A 15,963-nucleotide genomic window follows, 5' to 3' on the forward strand; every position below is an offset into this window, starting at 1 on the left:
TCGCGTGCATCCAGCGGAATCGGTGTGGTCCCGATGAAACTGACACACCGCAGTCATCCAGTGGGACCGGCTTCAGCCGGGAAGGCGTCAGCGGTCACACTGCAAATTTGATGGTGTTCATACTGACCTCTTCCCGGCTAAAGCCAGTCCTACTAACAGCATCGCGTGCATCCAGCGGAATCGGTGTGGTCCCGATGAAACTGACACACCGCAGTCATCCAGTGGGACCGGCTTCAGCCGGGAAGGCGTCAGCGGTCACACTGCAAATTTGACGGTGTTCATACTGACCTCTTCCCGGCTAAAGCCAGTCCTACTAAAAGCATCGCGGGCATCCAGTGGTACTAACATTCATGTCACCACCCATCCCGGGAGAAACGATGAACAACCAGGCACTCAAAGACGCCTACACCGGCTACATCGCCTGCCTGAATCGCCAGGACTGGGCAACCTTGGGAGACTTCGTCGGCGAGGACGTGCGTTACAACGGCGAGCGCGTCGGCCTGGCGGGCTACCGAAAAATGCTGGAGCGGGATTTTCGCGCCATCCCTGACCTGCGTTTCGTCATCGATCTGCTGATCGCAGAACCACCGCACATCGCCGCGCGGCTGACGTTCGATTGCACGCCGGTGGGCGAGTTGTTCGATATCCCGGTCAACGGGAGGAGGGTGAGGTTTACCGAGAACGTGTTCTACACGTTTGAGGCGGGACGTATCATCAATGTCGAGTCAGTGATCGACAAGGCGGCAGTGGCGGCGCAGGTGCCGAAGTCCTGAACCGCCGAACGGCCTGGCAGCGCGGCTGACTCGGAGGAAGAGTCAGCAGCGCCACCGGTGCATCAATGCAACGCGCTGGCGCGGTTTTTCGCAACGTCCTCGGCTTTGACCTCACCGTTGCTCTGACCGAACCGACGCAGCACGAAGGTGCTCACCGCAGCCAGTTCAGCGTCGCTGTAACTGCGGGCGAAGTCAGGCATGCGCTGGTCGACCCGTGCTGCGGTTGGCGTGTGACCTTCCAGCAGTGTCGCCATCACGTTTCGGCCTTTGGGGTCGTTGACGGTTTTCAAACCGGCCAACCCGCCTGCCGGTGATTGCCGGCCACTGCCGTCGATCTGGTGACAGGCCACGCAGGTGTCGTTGAAGAGCTTCTGACCGAGACCCTTTTGCAGCGCCGCGTCATTCACTGCCATGGTCGGGCGAGGAATGCCTTCGCTTCTGGCCGGCGTGCTCTTGAGGTACACCGCGATGGCTTTCAGGTCAGCCGGGTCGAGATAGCGCAGGCTGTGCTCGACAGCGTCACCCATGGGACCGCCCGCGCCGCCGAAACCGGCCGCGTAGCCCTTCGACAGGTAGCTGACGATGGCGTCTTCCGGCCAGGCGCCGATGCCGTATTTCGCGTCGGAGCTGATGTTGTAGGCCATCCAGTTGCCCAGTTCAGCACCCGCCAGCGAGTTACCGGTGCTCATCGCCTGGAAGATATTGCGTGGCGTGTGGCACTCGCCGCAGTGGCCCGGGCCCTGCACCAGGTACGCGCCGCGATTCCATTCAGCCGATTGCTTGCTGTCCGGGACGAAGCGTTCGTTGGACGCGAAGATCGCGTTCCAGAACATCATTCCCCAGCGCTGATTGAACGGGAACGAAATCTTGTTCTCGGGCGGCATCTGCTTCACCGGCTCAAGGCTGAAAAGGTAACCCTTGATCGCCAGAATGTCTTCCCGGGACATCAGCGTGTACGAGGTGTAAGGGAAGGCCGGATAGTAATGCTTGCCGTCCTTGCCCACGCCCTTCTGCAGAGCGTCGACGAACTCGTCGTCGGTCCAGTTGCCGATACCGGTCTCTTTGTCCGGGGTGATGTTGGGCGAATACAGGCTGCCGAACGGCAACTTGAATTCCAGCCCGCCGGCGTACGGCTTGCCGCCCGGCACGACGTGGCAGGCCACGCAATCAGCGGCACGGGTCAGGTATTCGCCCTTGCTCATGGCCGGGGTGTCGCTCGCGTAAACGGTGCTGGCCAGCAAACCGGCCACAAGTCCGAGCGCAGTGTTGAAAACGTTCATGACGCGCTCCTTAAACAGTGAAATAGCCAAAGCGGCTCAACGGCAAACGACGCTCACGCACACCGGTTGCGGCGTATACCGCGTTGACCAGCGCGGCCGCAGCGGGCACGGCACCGGTCTCACCGACACCGCCAGGGGGCTCGACGCTCTCGACGATGTGCACCTCCACCGGTGGCGCATCGCTCATGCGGATCTGCCGATACTCGTGGAAGTTGGTCTGTTGCACTTGACCCTTCTCGACGAGGATTTCGTTGAACAGCGCAGCCGACAGACCGAACAGCGTGCCGCCTTCCATCTGCGACGCCACGGAGGTCGGGTTGGTAGCGAAACCGCAATCGATGACCGTCACCAGCCGTTTGATGCGCAGGCCTTTCTCGCCTTCCTTCTCTAGCTCGACGATGGTCGCGACGAAGCTGCCGAACACCGCCGTCACGGCCACGCCACGGCCTGAACCGGCTGGCAGCGGCTTGTCCCACTCCACCAGTTGCGCGGCCTTGGTCAGCACCGATTGGGCACGGGGTTGCGACTGCATCAGCGCCAGGCGGTATTTCACCGGATCGACCTTGGCGTTGTGCGCCAGCTCGTCGATGAAACACTCGATGGCATAGGTGCTGCGCAGCGGCCCGACGCCACGCCACCATGAGACCGGAATCACTTCCGGGTCGTGACGGATGTAGCGCACCTCTAAGTTGGGCAGGGTGTAGATCGGGTCCTTCGCCACTTCGACGGCATCGCCATCGACGCCGTCAGCCGGCAATGCGCCGATGTAGGCGGCGACCACCGAAGCACCGGCGATGCGATGCTCCCAGCCCACCGGGCGCAGGTCTTTGTCCAGCGCCGCATTGAGCCGGTCGACGTAGTGCGGACGATAACGGTCGTGGGTCATGTCCTCTTCGCGGCTCCAGATCAGCTTGATCGGGTAGCTCAACTGGCGCGCGATGTCCACGGCCTGGAAGATGTAGTCAGACTCCAGACGACGGCCGAAACCACCGCCGATCAACTGGTTGTGGATCACCACTTTTTCCACCGGCATGCCGCAGACTTTGGCAGCGCCCGCCTGGGCCATCCCCGGCGCCTGGCAGCCCACCCACAACTCGCAGGCGTCAGCACGCACGTGGGCGACGCAGGTCATCGGCTCCAGTGGTGAGTGGGACAGGAAGGGTTGTTCGTAGATGGCTTCGAAGCGGCTGGAGGCGTTTTTCAGCGCGCCGGCGATGTCACCGGATTGGTGTGCGAACACACCGTCGCCTGCGCTCGCCTCGAACAGCGATTTGTCCAGCTGCGCTGAATCCAGGCCGGCATGGGGGCCGAGGTCCCAGTCGATGGCCAGCGCCTTGAGCGCTTGCTGGCAGGACCAGAAATTGCTCGCCGTCACCGCCACCGCGTTGTCGAGCCGCACGATATCGCGCACGCCGGGGATATTGCGTGCAGCGTCTTCGTTCTTCACGCCGCGTAGTTTGCCGCCGTGGACCGGGCAGGTGAGGGTGGAGGCAATCAGCATCCCCGGCACTTGCAGGTCGATGGTGAATTTCGCGGTGCCGTTGACCTTGTTCGGGGTGTCCAGGCGCTGGACCGGTTTGCCCAGCAGCTTGAATTCGCTGACGGCCTTGAGCGGGATGTCGGTCGGCAGCGGCAACTTCGCGGCGGCATCCACCAGCTCGCCGTAACCGGCACTCTGACCGTTCGGGCCGATGACCCGACCGTTCTCGGCATGGCACTGGCTCGGCGCGACTTTCCAGCGCATCGCCGCGGCCTGAACCAGCACGATGCGCGCGCCGGCGCCGGCCTTGCGCAGGGGCTCCCAGCTGTAGCGGGTGGAGGTGGAACCGCCGGTGGCCTGAAAGCTCAGCAGCGCGTCGGTGTACAGCGCTGCATTGGGCGGCGCCTCGGTGATGGTGATCTGACTCAACGGCACTTCGAGCTCTTCGGCGACCATCATGGCGATGCCGGTCTGCACGCCCTGGCCCATTTCGATCTTCGGCGAAATCAGCGTGACGGCGCCGCTGTGATCAATGCGCACGAACGCGCCATAGCCCTGCTCGGCGTTGTCGCCCAGGCTCGCGCCCTTTACCAGATCGGCGGCGAAGCTACGGGTGACTGACGCCGGCAGGTAGGTGCCGATGACCAGTCCGCCCAGCAGCGCGCTGCCTTTGAGCAGCCCGCGACGCGAGAGCATCGCGGCAGATGATTGTGATTCGGACATGATGACTTCCTTCAGGCCTGGCTGACGCTTTTGATGGCGGCGCGAATGCGGGTGTAAGTAGCGCAGCGGCAGAGGTTGCCCGACATGGCGTTGACGATCTGCTCGTCGTTGGCTTTGGGGTGTTCCTGCAACAGCGCGACGGCGGACATGATTTGCCCCGGCTGGCAGTAGCCGCATTGCACGACTTCATGGTCCAGCCAGGCTTTCTGTACCGCCTGGCCCACAGCCTGCTCGCCGACGGCTTCGATGGTCGTGACCTTGCGGCCCGCCACGGCGCTGACCGGCAGTACGCATGAACGCACGGCCTGGCCGTCCAGGTGCACGGTGCACACGCCGCACTGGGCAATGCCGCAGCCGTACTTGGTGCCGGTCAGGCCCATCACGTCGCGCAGGACCCACAACAATGGCATGTCGTCGGCGACATCCAGGTCGTGCTCCTGGCCGTTAATCATCAATTTCTGCATCACACAACCTCAGACGGTCATCACGGTTGACGCACTGCGTCACGAGCAGGGTCGTGAGGCGGCATCAAGGCTTCGGTTTGTTTGAAAAAATAGCGCCGTGCCAGTGGCCAGCGCTTTATATAGGTCTGCTCGGACAGGTTCGGTCGGGACGAGTCAGCGGGATGAATGGTAGTACGTTCATCGTTGGAAATGTTTGATTGCGGGGAAAATATTTCCCAGGCGCTGTTAAATGACCCGCGACAACATGACGCGCTCCGGGAAAGTGCAGCGCCCGGATCTGCCGCACTGTAATGGGTATTGGCAAAGCGTTCATCAGTGGCACATAAAGTTGTGGGGTAACGGCATATGCAAAGGACTATTACGGGATTTGATCTAATGAATACGCGCATCGATGACAGTGATGGGTGGTATCGATTGTAAGTATTTATTATCTGCGCCGATCACGAACAGAATGGCCCCAGAAGCAAACGACAAGCCCTTTGCTTAATCACTACTCATGAACTTCTGGAGATTGACCATGAAAGTATTAACCTTCGCTGCCCTGTCCCTTGTCAGTGTATTCGCCGCTGCCGGCGAACGCCCGGCCACCCAACAGCAGCCCCTGACTCAGGTTGAACAATACAACCGTCACAAAGGCATCGACGTGGCTAAAGTGATCAGCATCAAAAATGCCCAAGACCCACAAAAAGTTGATGGTCCGGTGCAATCCACCATGGTTTATGTTGACCACGCTGGCGTGACTCACAGCCTTGATTACACCATCATGGGTTACGGTCGCCAAAATGGTTGATCGCCAGTGCCCTGGCGGCTTCAATCACAAACGCTATAAAAGAAACGCTGCATTGGATGCAGCGTTTTTTTTTTTGCGTGATTATCTAGCGGGAATATCACTTTCATTGAGCCTGAACGTACGCCGGCAGCTTATTTATTTAAGGGCGTGATTACCCTTTGCATGCTGCCCATGGATGAACTCCAGAAATGCTCTCAGCGGTGATGGCACGTAGCGCCGCCCCGGGTAATACAGAAAGGGCCCGCTGAAACTTGGCCACCAGGGTTCGAGCACCGGCTCAAGCAAGCCACTGTCGAGATGGGGGCGCAACCAGTCTTCGAACAATGAAACGATGCCCAGGCCGTCGATGGCGGTTTGCACGGCGAGGTCGACCGCGCCGCCAATTCGCACGGTCAATGGGCCGGTCGGGTCGACACGAACCACTTCGCCGTCGCGCTCGTATTCCCAAAGCGGCACGGAGCCGCTGGGGAATTTGCCGCGCAGGCAACTGTGGTTGAGCAGGTCCCGTGGATGCTCGGGCCGGCCCCGGGCGTCGAGGTACTCGGGCGATGCAGCGGTGGCGAAGCGCTGAACGCGCGGGCCGATGGGCACGGCGATCATGTCCTGTTCCAGGCGGTCGTCGTAGCGGATGCCCGCGTCGCAGCCGGCGGCGAGCATGTCGACGAAGCTTTCCTCTGTGACCACTTCCATGCGGATGTCCGGGTGCGCTTGCAGGAACGGCGTGATGATCCCTGGCAATATCAAGCGGGCTGCGCTGACCGGTACGTTGAGCCTGAGCGTGCCGGAAGGGCGGTCGCGGAAATCATTGACCACGTCCAGTGCCGATTCGACTTCGCCGAGGGCCGGGACAATCCGTTCCATCAGACGCGCGCCGGCTTCCGTCGGCACGACGCTGCGGGTGGTGCGATTGAGCAAGCGAACGCCCAGGCGCGATTCCATGCGTCGAACGGCGTCGCTGAGGCTCGACGCCGACTTGCCACTCAGCCGTGCCCCCTCACGAAAGCCGCCTGCATTGACGACGGCCACGAAGGCCAGCAAATCCTGAATGTCTGTTGCCATTGTCCGCTCGCTCGTACAACCCGTGCCGATTGCACCTGATTATCAGCGCATCGGTCAACGCCTATAGTCGCTGCACACACTTGATCACGAGGCGTCACCCATGAGCCAGGCCAGCAAAGCAGGACACTTTTCATTCGGCGGTCGCACCGTCAACCGCATGGGCTACGGCGCCATGCAACTCGCCGGACCGGGTGTTTACGGACCGCCGAAAGACCACGTTGCCGCCATCGCGGTGCTGCGTGAAGCGCTGGCGGCCGGCGTCAACCATATCGACACTGCCGACTTCTACGGCCCCCATGTGACGAACCGGCTGATCCGCGAGGCCCTGCACCCTTATGCCGACGAGCTGTTGATTGTCACCAAGGTGGGCGCATCGCGAGGCACCGACGCTTCATGGAATGCCGCCAACAGCCCGGCGGAGTTGGTGAGTGCGGTGCACGACAATCTGCGCAATCTCGGCGTCGAAGCGCTGCACGTGGTGAATTTCAGGGCGTGGGGCACCGGGCATTCGCCGGACGAGACGTCGATTGCCGAGCAGTTCAGCGCGTTGGCCGAGTTGCAGCGTCAGGGCCTGATTCAGCATCTTGGCCTGAGCAATGTCAGCGCGAAGCAGGTCGCCGAGGCGCAGAGCATTGCCGAGGTGGTCTGCGTGCAGAACCACTACAACCTGGCACACCGCGCTGATGAGCAACTTATCGCCGAGCTTGGCAAACAGGGCATCGCCTACGTGCCGTTCTTCCCGCTGGGTGGCTTCACGCCCTTGCAGTCGCAGACGCTGTCGGCTGTCGCCACACGCCTCGATACCTCGCCGATGTGCGTGGCCCTGGCGTGGCTGCTGCAGCGTGCGCCCAACCTGCTGTTGATCCCGGGCACCTCCTTGGTGGCGCATCTGCACGAGAACCTCACGGCCGCCGAGCTGGTGATTCCAAAAGAGATGCTCGCCGAACTCGACGGGCAGGGCGCCTGACGCCTTCCCGGCTGAAGCCGGTCCCACTAGAGGAATGCGTGCTGTCAGTGGGACCGGCTTTAGCCGGGAAGAGGCCGGTGTGAACGCCCTCAGATTTGCAGTGTGGCCACTGACGCCTTCCCGGCCGAAGCCGGTCCTACATCCAGCATATGCGGTGCATCTGGATGGATGCGGTGTCCTTGTGGGACCGGCTTTAGCCGGGAAGAGGCCGGAGTGAACAGCATCGGTTTTGCAGTGTGACGACCGACGCTTTCCCGGCTGAAGCCGGTCCTACATCCAGCATATGCGGTGCATCTGGATGGATGCGGTGTCCTTGTGGGACCGGCTTTAGCCGGGAAGAGGCCGGTGTGAACGCCCTCAGATTTTCAGTGTGGCCACTGACGCTTTCCCGGCTGAAGCCGGTCCCACAGGGATCGACGGTGTGTCAGAGCCTCACTCACCGCCTGGAGTTGCTTCAATCGAGGTCCGACGCATCATGCCGTTCCGGTACCTGGGTGGCTTTATCGCCCCAGGTCCTGTTGACCCGCATTCCTCGAATCACTGCCGGGCGTTGCGCAATGCTTTCGGCCCAGCGTTGCACGTGGGTGTATTCGTGGGCGGCGAGGAATTCGGCGGCGCCGTACACGGTGTTGCGCACCACTTGCCCGTACCACGACCACACGGCGATGTCCGCAATCGTGTAGCTGTCGCCGGCCAGATAAGGGCTTTCGCTGAGGCGCCGATTCAGCACGTCCAGCTGACGCTTGGCTTCCATGGTGAAGCGGTCGATCGCGTATTCGAACTTCTCCGGTGCGTACACATAAAAGTGCCCGAAGCCCCCACCCAGATACGGCGCAGCGCCCATCTGCCAGAACAGCCAGTTCAGGGTTTCGGTGCGGCCGGCCAGGTCCTTGGGCAGCAACTCGCCAAACTTCTCCGCCAGATACAGCAGTATCGAACCGGACTCGAACACGCGAATGTTGGGTTCAACGCTGCGATCCAGCAGCGCCGGGATTTTCGAATTGGGGTTGATGTCGACGAAGCCGCTGCCGAACTGATCCCCCTCGCCAATACGAATCAGCCAGGCGTCGTATTCGCCGCCGCTGTGGCCGAGGGCGAGCAGCTCTTCCAGCAGGATCGTCACCTTGACGCCGTTGGGCGTGGCCAGTGAATACAGCTGCAGCGGATGCTTGCCGACCGGCAGGAGCTTTTCGTGGGTCGGCCCGGCCGTCGGGCGGTTGATGCTGGCGAACTGGCCGCCGGAGGGCGCTTCGTGCTTCCACACGGTAGGCGGGACGTAAGGTGCCTTGCTCATTGAACACTTCTCCTGAGGGTCAGTTTTAGCGGGAAGAATCGAGGCGCGCTGGCCCCGACCCTTTAACGATGTTTATCGAGCAGAAGACAGCGGTGGCGTGCGCGGCGGGATCTGGCGCTTGCTACCGATGGCTTCGAACGCCGACGCGAAACGCAGCAGGGCGGAATCGTCGTAAGCCCGGCCGGCGAAGGTCAGGCCCACGGGCATGCCAATGTCGGCCATGACGCCCATCGGCACGGTCACGGTGGGCACGCCCAGGTGACGGATCGCGAGGTTGCCGTTGGCGACCCACACGCCGTTGCTCCAGGCGATATCCGCCGAGGCCGGATTGACGTCGGCATCAGCCGGGGCCACGTCGGCCACGGTCGGGAACAGCACCGCATCCAGCCCGAGCTTCTGCATCCAGTCTTCGAGGTCAATGCGGCGCGTATGTTCCAGCCCGCGCAAGCCGTCCGCCAGGGTGTCGATCCGGTCCCACGGCGTGATGCCGCGCTGGGCCATCTTCACGTACTCGTCCATGCCCGCGGCGAGATCGCCCTCGCGGTTGGGCAGGGTGCCGGGGTCGTGGGGGAAAATCAGCGGGCCGTTGACGTCGGCCAGGCGATTCAGTTTCGAGTCGCCGTTGGCTTGTAGAAAGTCATCGAAGGCCCAGGCGGTGAGGTCCCACAGTTCGTGGTGCAGAAACTCCTTGGAGACAATGCCGCGGTTGTACACCGTCGGCGCGCCGGGGCGATCGCCCTCGCAGTTGGAGACCAGCGGGAAATCCACCTCGATGACTTCAGCGCCCTGGGCTTCGAGTGCCTTGCGCGCCTGTTCCCACAGATCGATCACAGACGCGCGGGTCATGATGCGCTGGCCGGTAGGGCCGCCAATGCCCGGTGCTTCCGACGTACCGGCTTGCGGGTCGGCATTGATGTACATGCGCGGCACGCCGAAGCGTTTGCCCGCCAGGGTTTGCGGGCTGGCGGCAAGCTCGGCATAGGACGCCGGGCGCACGGTGTCGACCGAGGGAATCGGCACCCACGGCTGCAAGCGCCACAGGTCGCCGCGGGTGTCGGGGTCTTCGGCGACCACCACGTCCAGCACTTCGAGCAGGTCAGCCATGGTCCGGGCGAAGGGCACGACCACGTCCATCGTCGGCGTCAGCGGCCAGTTGCCGCGCACCGAAATCACCCCGCGCGACGGCGTGTAGGCGCACAGGCCGTTATTCGATGCAGGGCCACGGCCGCTCGACCAGGTTTCTTCGGCGAGGCCGAACGCCGCGAAACTCGCCGCCGTTGCAGTGCCGGCGCCATTGGACGAACCGGACGCAAACGGCGCCGTCAGGAAGCCCGCGTTGTAGGGGCTTTCGGCGCGGCCATACACGCCACGTTGCATGCCGCCATTGGCCATCGGCGGCATGTTGGTTTTGCCCAGACAGATCGCGCCGGCGCCACGCAGCCGCTCGATGGTGAACGCGTCGCGGTGGGCGACCAGTTCGGCAAACGCCGGGCTGCCCGACGCGGCCGTGAGCCCCTTGACCAGATAACTGTCTTTGGCGGTGTAGGGAATGCCGTCGAGGGGGCCGAGGGTTTCGCCTCGCGCTCGACGCTCATCGGAAGCCCGGGCTTCCTCAAGTGCTTTTGGATTGCGCACGACCACGGCATTGAGCGCGGTAGCGGTGTTGGTGCCGTCATAGGCATCGATTCTGGCGAGGTAGGCCTGGACCAGTTCGACGGCGGTGGTCTGGCCGGCTTCAAGTGCGGCGCGCAGATGTTTGATCGAGACTTCGGTGACTTCGATCATGACTGTAACGACCATGAGCCGGGGAGTGGAGGGCAAGGTGTCAGAATAAACGTTGGCATATCGCTTCCCGTTGCGCGGCAGGGCCGGGCTGGTTTGAAGCCGAACTAAGGCGTGGGTGTGCAACGCGGCTCAGGTCGACAGGCGTATTCGTGTGACGCACATTATGCCTTCGCCCTGTGTTTGTCGCGAGGCTTGCGCTGGGGCTCAATGTCGGCACCGTTCAGGAAGTTGGCGGTCGCCGGACACGTGCTATGGCGAAAGGCTTACACGACGTCAGGCAATGTCGCCCTGTACAGAGACCCTCGACGAGCGCAATCTTAAACCCATCAACGGAGGCGCTGGATGTGCTTCTTAGGTCATGGATGATCCACCATTTGCCGGGACGGCTGCTGACAGGATGTTGGAATGGTGTTGATAGAAAAGAACCCGCTCAGGCGGGTTTTTTATTGCCCTGGATAAAGTGGGCGGCGCTCTTAAGGCAAATTGCGCGGGGCGCCTGGGCCGACTTCTGTGGTTAACTCCTGCGCATCATTTTCGTGGCAGGCCTTGCAATGACTCCCCATCATGGCGCGCACCGGCAAGTCATCGGCATGTGGTTGATGGCGGGCGTGGCGCTGATGTTCGCCAGTCATGACGCGATTTCCAAGACGCTGATCTATTCCCTGCCGGTGATCTTCGTCGCGTGGGCGCGCTACCTCGTTCACTCGACGCTGGTGACCACCGTGCTGCTGCGCAACGGCGGCGCAAAAGTCTTCCACACCCGACGGCCCTGGCTGCACCTGCTGCGGGCGGTGGTCCTGCTCGCCGACAGCCTGTCTTTCCTGTTTGGCCTGACCCACGTGCCGATTGCCGAATCCACGGCGGTGGTCTTCCTGGCGCCTGCATTCGTCACGATCCTGTCGCCGCTGATCTTCGGCATCAAGGCGGATCGCTGGCAGTGGGGCTCGGTGGTGCTTGGCTTCATCGGCGTGCTGGTGATCATCAACCCGGCCAGCGATGCCTTTTCACTGTGGATGCTGTTCCCCTTGGCGACCGCGCTGTTCTTTGCGCTGTATCAACTGCTCACGCAACTGGCGGGGGAGACCGACAGCCCGTCGGTGTGCAGCTTCTACGTCGGCGTTTTTTGCACCCTTATCCTCAGCGCGATTGTGCCGTTCTACTGGGCCGATCCCGATTGGCTCCAGTTGGGCTTGCTGCTCGTGCTCGGCGGTCTGGGTTTGTGCGCGCATTTTCTGATGGCCAAATCCTACCGCTACGCGTCCTCGTCCGTGCTCGCACCGCTGGGTTACCTGCAGATCATCTTCGCGGTGGCTTACGGGATTCTGCTGTTCGGCAACTACCCGGGCAGTGCCTCGATGTTTGGCATCGGGCTTGTCTTCATCAGCGGCCTGATGGTTTACGCCAGACGCCAACCCGTGGCGCCTGCGAGCCAGCTCTGATCCGGGATTAAGGGGTGTCAGGCGTTCTCATTGCCAGGACGGGTGAAGGAAAAGCGGTGGATATCGACCCGCAGTTGCCAGCCCTGATTCGCCCAATAGGTTGCTGCGGCCGGGTTGGTCTTGAGCACGTCGATGTGGCATTTGTGAATGCCTTCCGCTTCAAGCCTGGCCAGGCAGCGCTCGACCAATGCCTGCCCGATCCCTTGCCGCCGATACTCAGGCAGCACCAGCAAATGCTGCAAATACCTGCGCCGACCGTCATGACCCGACATGACACAGCCGAAGATGCGCGAATCTTCCTCTGCGACGAAGCTCAATCCGGGGTTGCGCAACAGATACCGCTCGGTGGACTCCCGGGAATCTGCGTCACGCAAGGAAATGCCCGGTGTGTCGCGCATCAGTTGGGTGATGGCGTCGTAATCGTCCAGGGTCATGGGGCGGATGGTGGGCATGGGGCACCTTCTTAGATCAAGAGCGTCTGCCTGGGGGCAGACTGTTTCGCCTTCGGCGAGTTACTTTTGAAAAGCACCAAAAGTAAGCAAAAGTGCCTGCTCCCGGTTTGGCCCCTCCTGCGTCGGGGTTCCTTCACTCCGGTCTCGCTCCGTGGGCCCGCCGCCATCCGCCATCCATGGCGGGGGGCGGCTCTCGCGGCATCCATGCCGCTCGGCCCACTCCGCGAGACCTGCGTTCAGCCTGCACCCAAGTCGCGTTTGGCGGTGTTTGGGCTTTTTGCGCATGAAGATCAAAAGCAACGGCAACGGCAACGGCAACGGCTTCCCGGCTAAAGCCGGTCCTACGATGTGCGCGTTGTGTCAGAGATCCTTGATCGTTCCCACGCTCTGCGTGGGAATGCATCCTGTGACGCTCCGCGTCACCTACCCCAGCCTGAATGCGCGTCGTCTGCGGGACGCGGAGCGTCCGGGGCGACGTTACCACGCGGAGCGTGGGAACGATCAGAGTGAAAGTGCGGTCACCCCCGACCGTAGGACCGGCTTTAGCCGGGAAGCTGTTGATCTGCTGTTGACCTGCTTTTGATCTTCATACGCAGAAGGTCCAGACACCGCCAATCGCGACTTGGGTGCAGGCCGAACGCAGACGACGCGCAGTGGGCCGAGCGGCATGGATGCCGCGAGAGCGCCGTCAGGACATGGATGTCCGTTCGGCGCGGGCCCACGGAGTGTCGTCGGAGTGAGGGAATTCCGACGCAGGAGGAACCTAGCCAGGAGCAAGCACCCTTGGTTACTTGGGGTGCTTTTCCAAGTAACTCGCCGAAGGCGAAACGTCTGCCGTTAGGCAGATGCTCTTGACCTAAACAACTGCCGCGACTCATCTGATCCGTATTTATAAGCCTTAGCTGAATCTGTACTGAAACAGCGGCAACCCTCAAAATCACTTCACTCCCGGCAGACCGATCAAGCCGACCGGTCGCCATCATCCGGCTCGAATCCCCAGTACTTCATACCTGTGTAGGAGAAACCCATGGCCAAGCTCGCAATCTTCCTGTTCGGCTTTCTCGCCCTGACACTCATGATCGGCGCGCTCGCCACAATCTCCCCGACCTGATCACCCCCGCGCTCCCCGCCCCCTGACGGCAGACACAACTCTGCCGTTTCCGCGTTCCCCTGAAAAACGTGAAACCCCAAACCCCAAACCCCAAACCCCAAACCCCAAACCCCCAGTCGCCATTCATCCGCCAACCCCCATCCCCTCCCTTGACGGCCATTTGTAACGGGACAATACTCGGCGCAGATTCATATAGATGACTAAATAACTACAACAGCGAAGCACCTCCATGAACCGACTCTCCAGTGATGTCCGCTTGCCGCTCTACCAACGCCTGCGCGACCAGCTCGCCGAACAGATCGCCAACAACCGCTGGCGGCCGGGTGAGGCCATTCCCACCGAAGCCGCGCTGTCCAGCGAGTACTGCCTGTCCACTGGCACGGTGCGCAAAGCCATCGACATGCTGGTCAACGAAAACATCCTGGAACGCCAACAGGGCCGCGGCACCTTCATTCGCCGGCCACAGTTCCAGTCCTCGCTGTTCCGCTTCTTCCGTTTTCAAAGCGCCTCCGGCGAACGCCAGGTGCCGGAGAGCCGCATCCTCTCCATCGAAGCCGTCACCGCGCCATCGGCCGTTTCCCACGCCCTCGGTCTGCCGCTGGACGCGCAAGTGATTCGCCTGATCCGCCTGCGTTTGCTCGACGCTCAGCCCGTCCTCGCCGAAGAAATCTGGCTGCCCCAAGTGCAATTTCAGACACTGCTGGAAATCGACCTCAGCCGCCAGGGCCCGCTGCTCTATCCCATTTACGAAGAGCAGTGCGGCCAGGTCGTGGCCTACGCCGAAGAGACCCTGACCGCTGAAGCCATCAACGAGACCCACGCGCGGCTGCTGCAAGTGCCGGTCAACAGCCCGGTGGTGGTGATCGAGCGGTTGGCGCGCAACTACGCCGGACAACCGCTGGAATGGCGCCGTTCCCGCGGCCATGCCAGCCACTTCCGCTACAGCGTCGACATCCGCTGAGCCGCGCCGTCGAGCGCCAACAGCTGCACCCGAGCCCGTCACGCAGAACGGGCCCGAGAACATCTGCCGCATCACCCTCATAAGGACAAAAACCATGTTCAACTGGTATCGCCAAGTCACTCCTCGGGAGCGCAAGACGTTCTGGGCCTGCTTCGGCGGATGGTCGCTGGACGCCCTCGAAGTTCAGATGTTCGGCCTGGCGATTCCGGCGCTGATCGCCGCGTTTGCCTTGAGCAAGGGCGACGCCGGCCTGATCAGTGGCGTGACGCTGATCACCTCGGCGCTGGGTGGCTGGGTGGGCGGCACGCTGTCGGACCGCTACGGCCGGGTGCGCACGCTGCAGTGGATGATCCTCTGGTTCTCGTTCTTCACCTTTCTGTCGGCGTTCGTCACCGGCTTCAGTTCGCTGCTGATCGTCAAGGCGCTGCAGGGCTTCGGCATCGGCGGCGAGTGGGCGGCAGGCGCCGTGTTGATGGCCGAAACCATCAACCCGACATACCGCGGCAAGGTCATGGGCACCGTACAGAGCGCCTGGGCAGTGGGCTGGGGCCTGGCCGTCGGGGTGTTTACCCTGATCTATTCTTTTGTGCCTCAGGACATGGCCTGGCGAGTGATGTTTCTGGTCGGACTGCTGCCGTCGCTGCTGATCATCTGGGTGCGCCGCAACGTCGAGGAGCCGGACAGCTTCCAGCGCTTGCAAAAAGACAACGCCATCCCCCAGAGCTTTTTCAAGTCATTGGCCGGCATCTTCCGCCCGGAACTGATCCGCGTGACGCTGTTGGGCGGATTGCTCGGCCTCGGCGCCCACGGCGGTTATCACGCGGTGATGACCTGGCTGCCGACGTTCCTGAAAACCGAACGCAACCTGTCGGTCCTCAACTCTGGGGGCTACCTGGCGGTGATCATCGTCGCGTTCTGGTGCGGCTGCATCGCCAGCGGCTTTCTGATCGACCGCATTGGCCGACGCATGAACATCGTGCTGTTCGCCCTGTGCTGCGTCATCACTGTGCAGTGCTACGTGTTCCTGCCGCTGACCAACACGCAGATGCTGTTCCTGGGTTTCCCGCTGGGCTTCTTTGCCGCCGGCATCCCGGCCAGCCTCGGCGCGCTGTTCAACGAGCTGTACCCGGCTGACGTGCGCGGGGCAGGGGTGGGCTTCTGCTACAACTTCGGCCGCGTGCTGTCCTCCGTGTTCCCGTTTCTGGTGGGCCACATGAGCGAATCGATGTCGCTGGGTTCGGCCATCGGCATCGACGCCGGGATCGCCTATGGCGTTGCTGTGATTGCCGCCTTGTGCCTGCCGGAAACCCGCGGTCGCAGCCTGGAAGCGATCCCGACTGCCGGCGCCTCCGCAGACCCACGCAGCGAAGCAGCCAGCGCCTGAT

At 62.2% G+C, this 15,963-nt stretch carries 13 protein-coding genes; 6 read left to right on the top strand and 7 right to left on the bottom strand.

The window, feature by feature from the left end; all coding sequences use genetic code 11:
* Positions 1 to 377 precede the first annotated feature (377 nt).
* Positions 378 to 773, top strand: a complete 396-nt coding sequence (locus tag ACYAR8_RS10140) for an ester cyclase (protein ID WP_463579781.1) — start codon at positions 378 to 380, stop codon at positions 771 to 773.
* A 62-nt stretch (positions 774 to 835) separates the two neighbouring features.
* Here the strand turns inward: ACYAR8_RS10140 and ACYAR8_RS10145 are convergent, their stop codons facing one another.
* From ACYAR8_RS10145 to ACYAR8_RS10155, 3 genes are read right to left on the bottom strand one after another with little or no spacing between them, the layout of a single operon-like run.
* Positions 836 to 2,053, bottom strand: a complete 1,218-nt coding sequence (locus ACYAR8_RS10145) for a cytochrome c (RefSeq protein WP_074893343.1) — start codon at positions 2,051 to 2,053, stop codon at positions 836 to 838.
* Positions 2,054 to 2,063: 10 nt separating this feature from the next.
* The gene (locus ACYAR8_RS10150) at positions 2,064 to 4,256 is read right to left on the bottom strand and encodes a xanthine dehydrogenase family protein molybdopterin-binding subunit (RefSeq protein ID WP_463579782.1); all 2,193 of its coding nucleotides are present in this window, start codon (positions 4,254 to 4,256) and stop codon (positions 2,064 to 2,066) included.
* A gap of 11 nt (positions 4,257 to 4,267) precedes the next feature.
* Positions 4,268 to 4,720 (bottom strand): (2Fe-2S)-binding protein, encoded by a 453-nt coding sequence (locus ACYAR8_RS10155; protein ID WP_065988623.1) that lies wholly within the window; start codon positions 4,718 to 4,720, stop codon positions 4,268 to 4,270.
* 517 nt (positions 4,721 to 5,237) lie between these two features.
* Between ACYAR8_RS10155 and ACYAR8_RS10160 the strand changes: the two genes are divergently transcribed.
* Positions 5,238 to 5,510, top strand: a complete 273-nt coding sequence (locus ACYAR8_RS10160; RefSeq protein ID WP_074893338.1) for a DUF2790 domain-containing protein — start codon at positions 5,238 to 5,240, stop codon at positions 5,508 to 5,510.
* 135 nt (positions 5,511 to 5,645) lie between these two features.
* On the opposite strand, the gene ACYAR8_RS10165 is transcribed toward ACYAR8_RS10160, so the two are convergent.
* Positions 5,646 to 6,569: a LysR family transcriptional regulator gene (locus ACYAR8_RS10165; RefSeq protein WP_463579783.1), complete on the bottom strand. Its 924-nt coding sequence runs from the start codon at positions 6,567 to 6,569 to the stop codon at positions 5,646 to 5,648.
* A gap of 100 nt (positions 6,570 to 6,669) precedes the next feature.
* On the opposite strand from ACYAR8_RS10165, the gene ACYAR8_RS10170 reads away from it, so the two are divergent.
* A complete protein-coding gene (locus ACYAR8_RS10170) occupies positions 6,670 to 7,536 on the top strand; it encodes an aldo/keto reductase family oxidoreductase (RefSeq protein WP_463579784.1) in 867 nt (288 codons plus the stop codon).
* 454 nt (positions 7,537 to 7,990) lie between these two features.
* Here the strand turns inward: ACYAR8_RS10170 and yghU are convergent, their stop codons facing one another.
* Both yghU and ACYAR8_RS10180 read right to left on the bottom strand, forming a co-directional pair.
* Positions 7,991 to 8,830, bottom strand: a complete 840-nt coding sequence (gene yghU, locus ACYAR8_RS10175) for a glutathione-dependent disulfide-bond oxidoreductase (protein ID WP_463579785.1) — start codon at positions 8,828 to 8,830, stop codon at positions 7,991 to 7,993.
* 72 nt (positions 8,831 to 8,902) lie between these two features.
* A complete protein-coding gene (locus ACYAR8_RS10180; protein ID WP_463579786.1) occupies positions 8,903 to 10,615 on the bottom strand; it encodes an amidase in 1,713 nt (570 codons plus the stop codon).
* A 551-nt stretch (positions 10,616 to 11,166) separates the two neighbouring features.
* On the opposite strand from ACYAR8_RS10180, the gene ACYAR8_RS10185 reads away from it, so the two are divergent.
* Positions 11,167 to 12,054, top strand: coding sequence for a DMT family transporter (locus tag ACYAR8_RS10185; RefSeq protein ID WP_108119622.1), 888 nt, complete (start codon positions 11,167 to 11,169; stop codon positions 12,052 to 12,054).
* A gap of 17 nt (positions 12,055 to 12,071) precedes the next feature.
* Here ACYAR8_RS10185 and ACYAR8_RS10190 read toward each other — a convergent pair whose 3' ends face one another.
* A complete protein-coding gene (locus ACYAR8_RS10190) occupies positions 12,072 to 12,506 on the bottom strand; it encodes a GNAT family N-acetyltransferase (protein ID WP_463579787.1) in 435 nt (144 codons plus the stop codon).
* Positions 12,507 to 13,846: 1,340 nt separating this feature from the next.
* On the opposite strand from ACYAR8_RS10190, the gene ACYAR8_RS10195 reads away from it, so the two are divergent.
* Complete coding sequence (locus ACYAR8_RS10195; RefSeq protein ID WP_074893321.1) at positions 13,847 to 14,578, top strand: GntR family transcriptional regulator; 732 nt, start codon at positions 13,847 to 13,849, stop codon at positions 14,576 to 14,578.
* The gene (locus ACYAR8_RS10200) at positions 14,541 to 15,962 is read left to right on the top strand and encodes an MFS transporter (protein ID WP_463579788.1); all 1,422 of its coding nucleotides are present in this window, start codon (positions 14,541 to 14,543) and stop codon (positions 15,960 to 15,962) included. Before ACYAR8_RS10195 ends, ACYAR8_RS10200 begins: the two co-directional genes overlap by 38 nt.
* The last annotated feature ends 1 nt before the right edge of the window (position 15,963 follow it).

It is taken from the genome of Pseudomonas sp. HP_01, from assembly GCF_055284355.1.

Bases quoted from the DNA above. Each gene is read 5' to 3' on its own strand.
- ACYAR8_RS10140 (WP_463579781.1), top strand. From the start codon at position 378: ATGAACAACCAGGCACTCAAAGACGCCTACACCGGCTACATCGCCTGC.
- ACYAR8_RS10145 (WP_074893343.1), bottom strand. From the start codon at position 2,053: ATGAACGTTTTCAACACTGCGCTCGGACTTGTGGCCGGTTTGCTGGCC.
- ACYAR8_RS10150 (WP_463579782.1), bottom strand. From the start codon at position 4,256: ATGTCCGAATCACAATCATCTGCCGCGATGCTCTCGCGTCGCGGGCTG.
- ACYAR8_RS10155 (WP_065988623.1), bottom strand. From the start codon at position 4,720: ATGCAGAAATTGATGATTAACGGCCAGGAGCACGACCTGGATGTCGCC.
- ACYAR8_RS10160 (WP_074893338.1), top strand. From the start codon at position 5,238: ATGAAAGTATTAACCTTCGCTGCCCTGTCCCTTGTCAGTGTATTCGCC.
- ACYAR8_RS10165 (WP_463579783.1), bottom strand. From the start codon at position 6,569: ATGGCAACAGACATTCAGGATTTGCTGGCCTTCGTGGCCGTCGTCAAT.
- ACYAR8_RS10170 (WP_463579784.1), top strand. From the start codon at position 6,670: ATGAGCCAGGCCAGCAAAGCAGGACACTTTTCATTCGGCGGTCGCACC.
- yghU (WP_463579785.1), bottom strand. From the start codon at position 8,830: ATGAGCAAGGCACCTTACGTCCCGCCTACCGTGTGGAAGCACGAAGCG.
- ACYAR8_RS10180 (WP_463579786.1), bottom strand. From the start codon at position 10,615: ATGATCGAAGTCACCGAAGTCTCGATCAAACATCTGCGCGCCGCACTT.
- ACYAR8_RS10185 (WP_108119622.1), top strand. From the start codon at position 11,167: ATGACTCCCCATCATGGCGCGCACCGGCAAGTCATCGGCATGTGGTTG.
- ACYAR8_RS10190 (WP_463579787.1), bottom strand. From the start codon at position 12,506: ATGCCCACCATCCGCCCCATGACCCTGGACGATTACGACGCCATCACC.
- ACYAR8_RS10195 (WP_074893321.1), top strand. From the start codon at position 13,847: ATGAACCGACTCTCCAGTGATGTCCGCTTGCCGCTCTACCAACGCCTG.
- ACYAR8_RS10200 (WP_463579788.1), top strand. From the start codon at position 14,541: ATGCCAGCCACTTCCGCTACAGCGTCGACATCCGCTGAGCCGCGCCGT.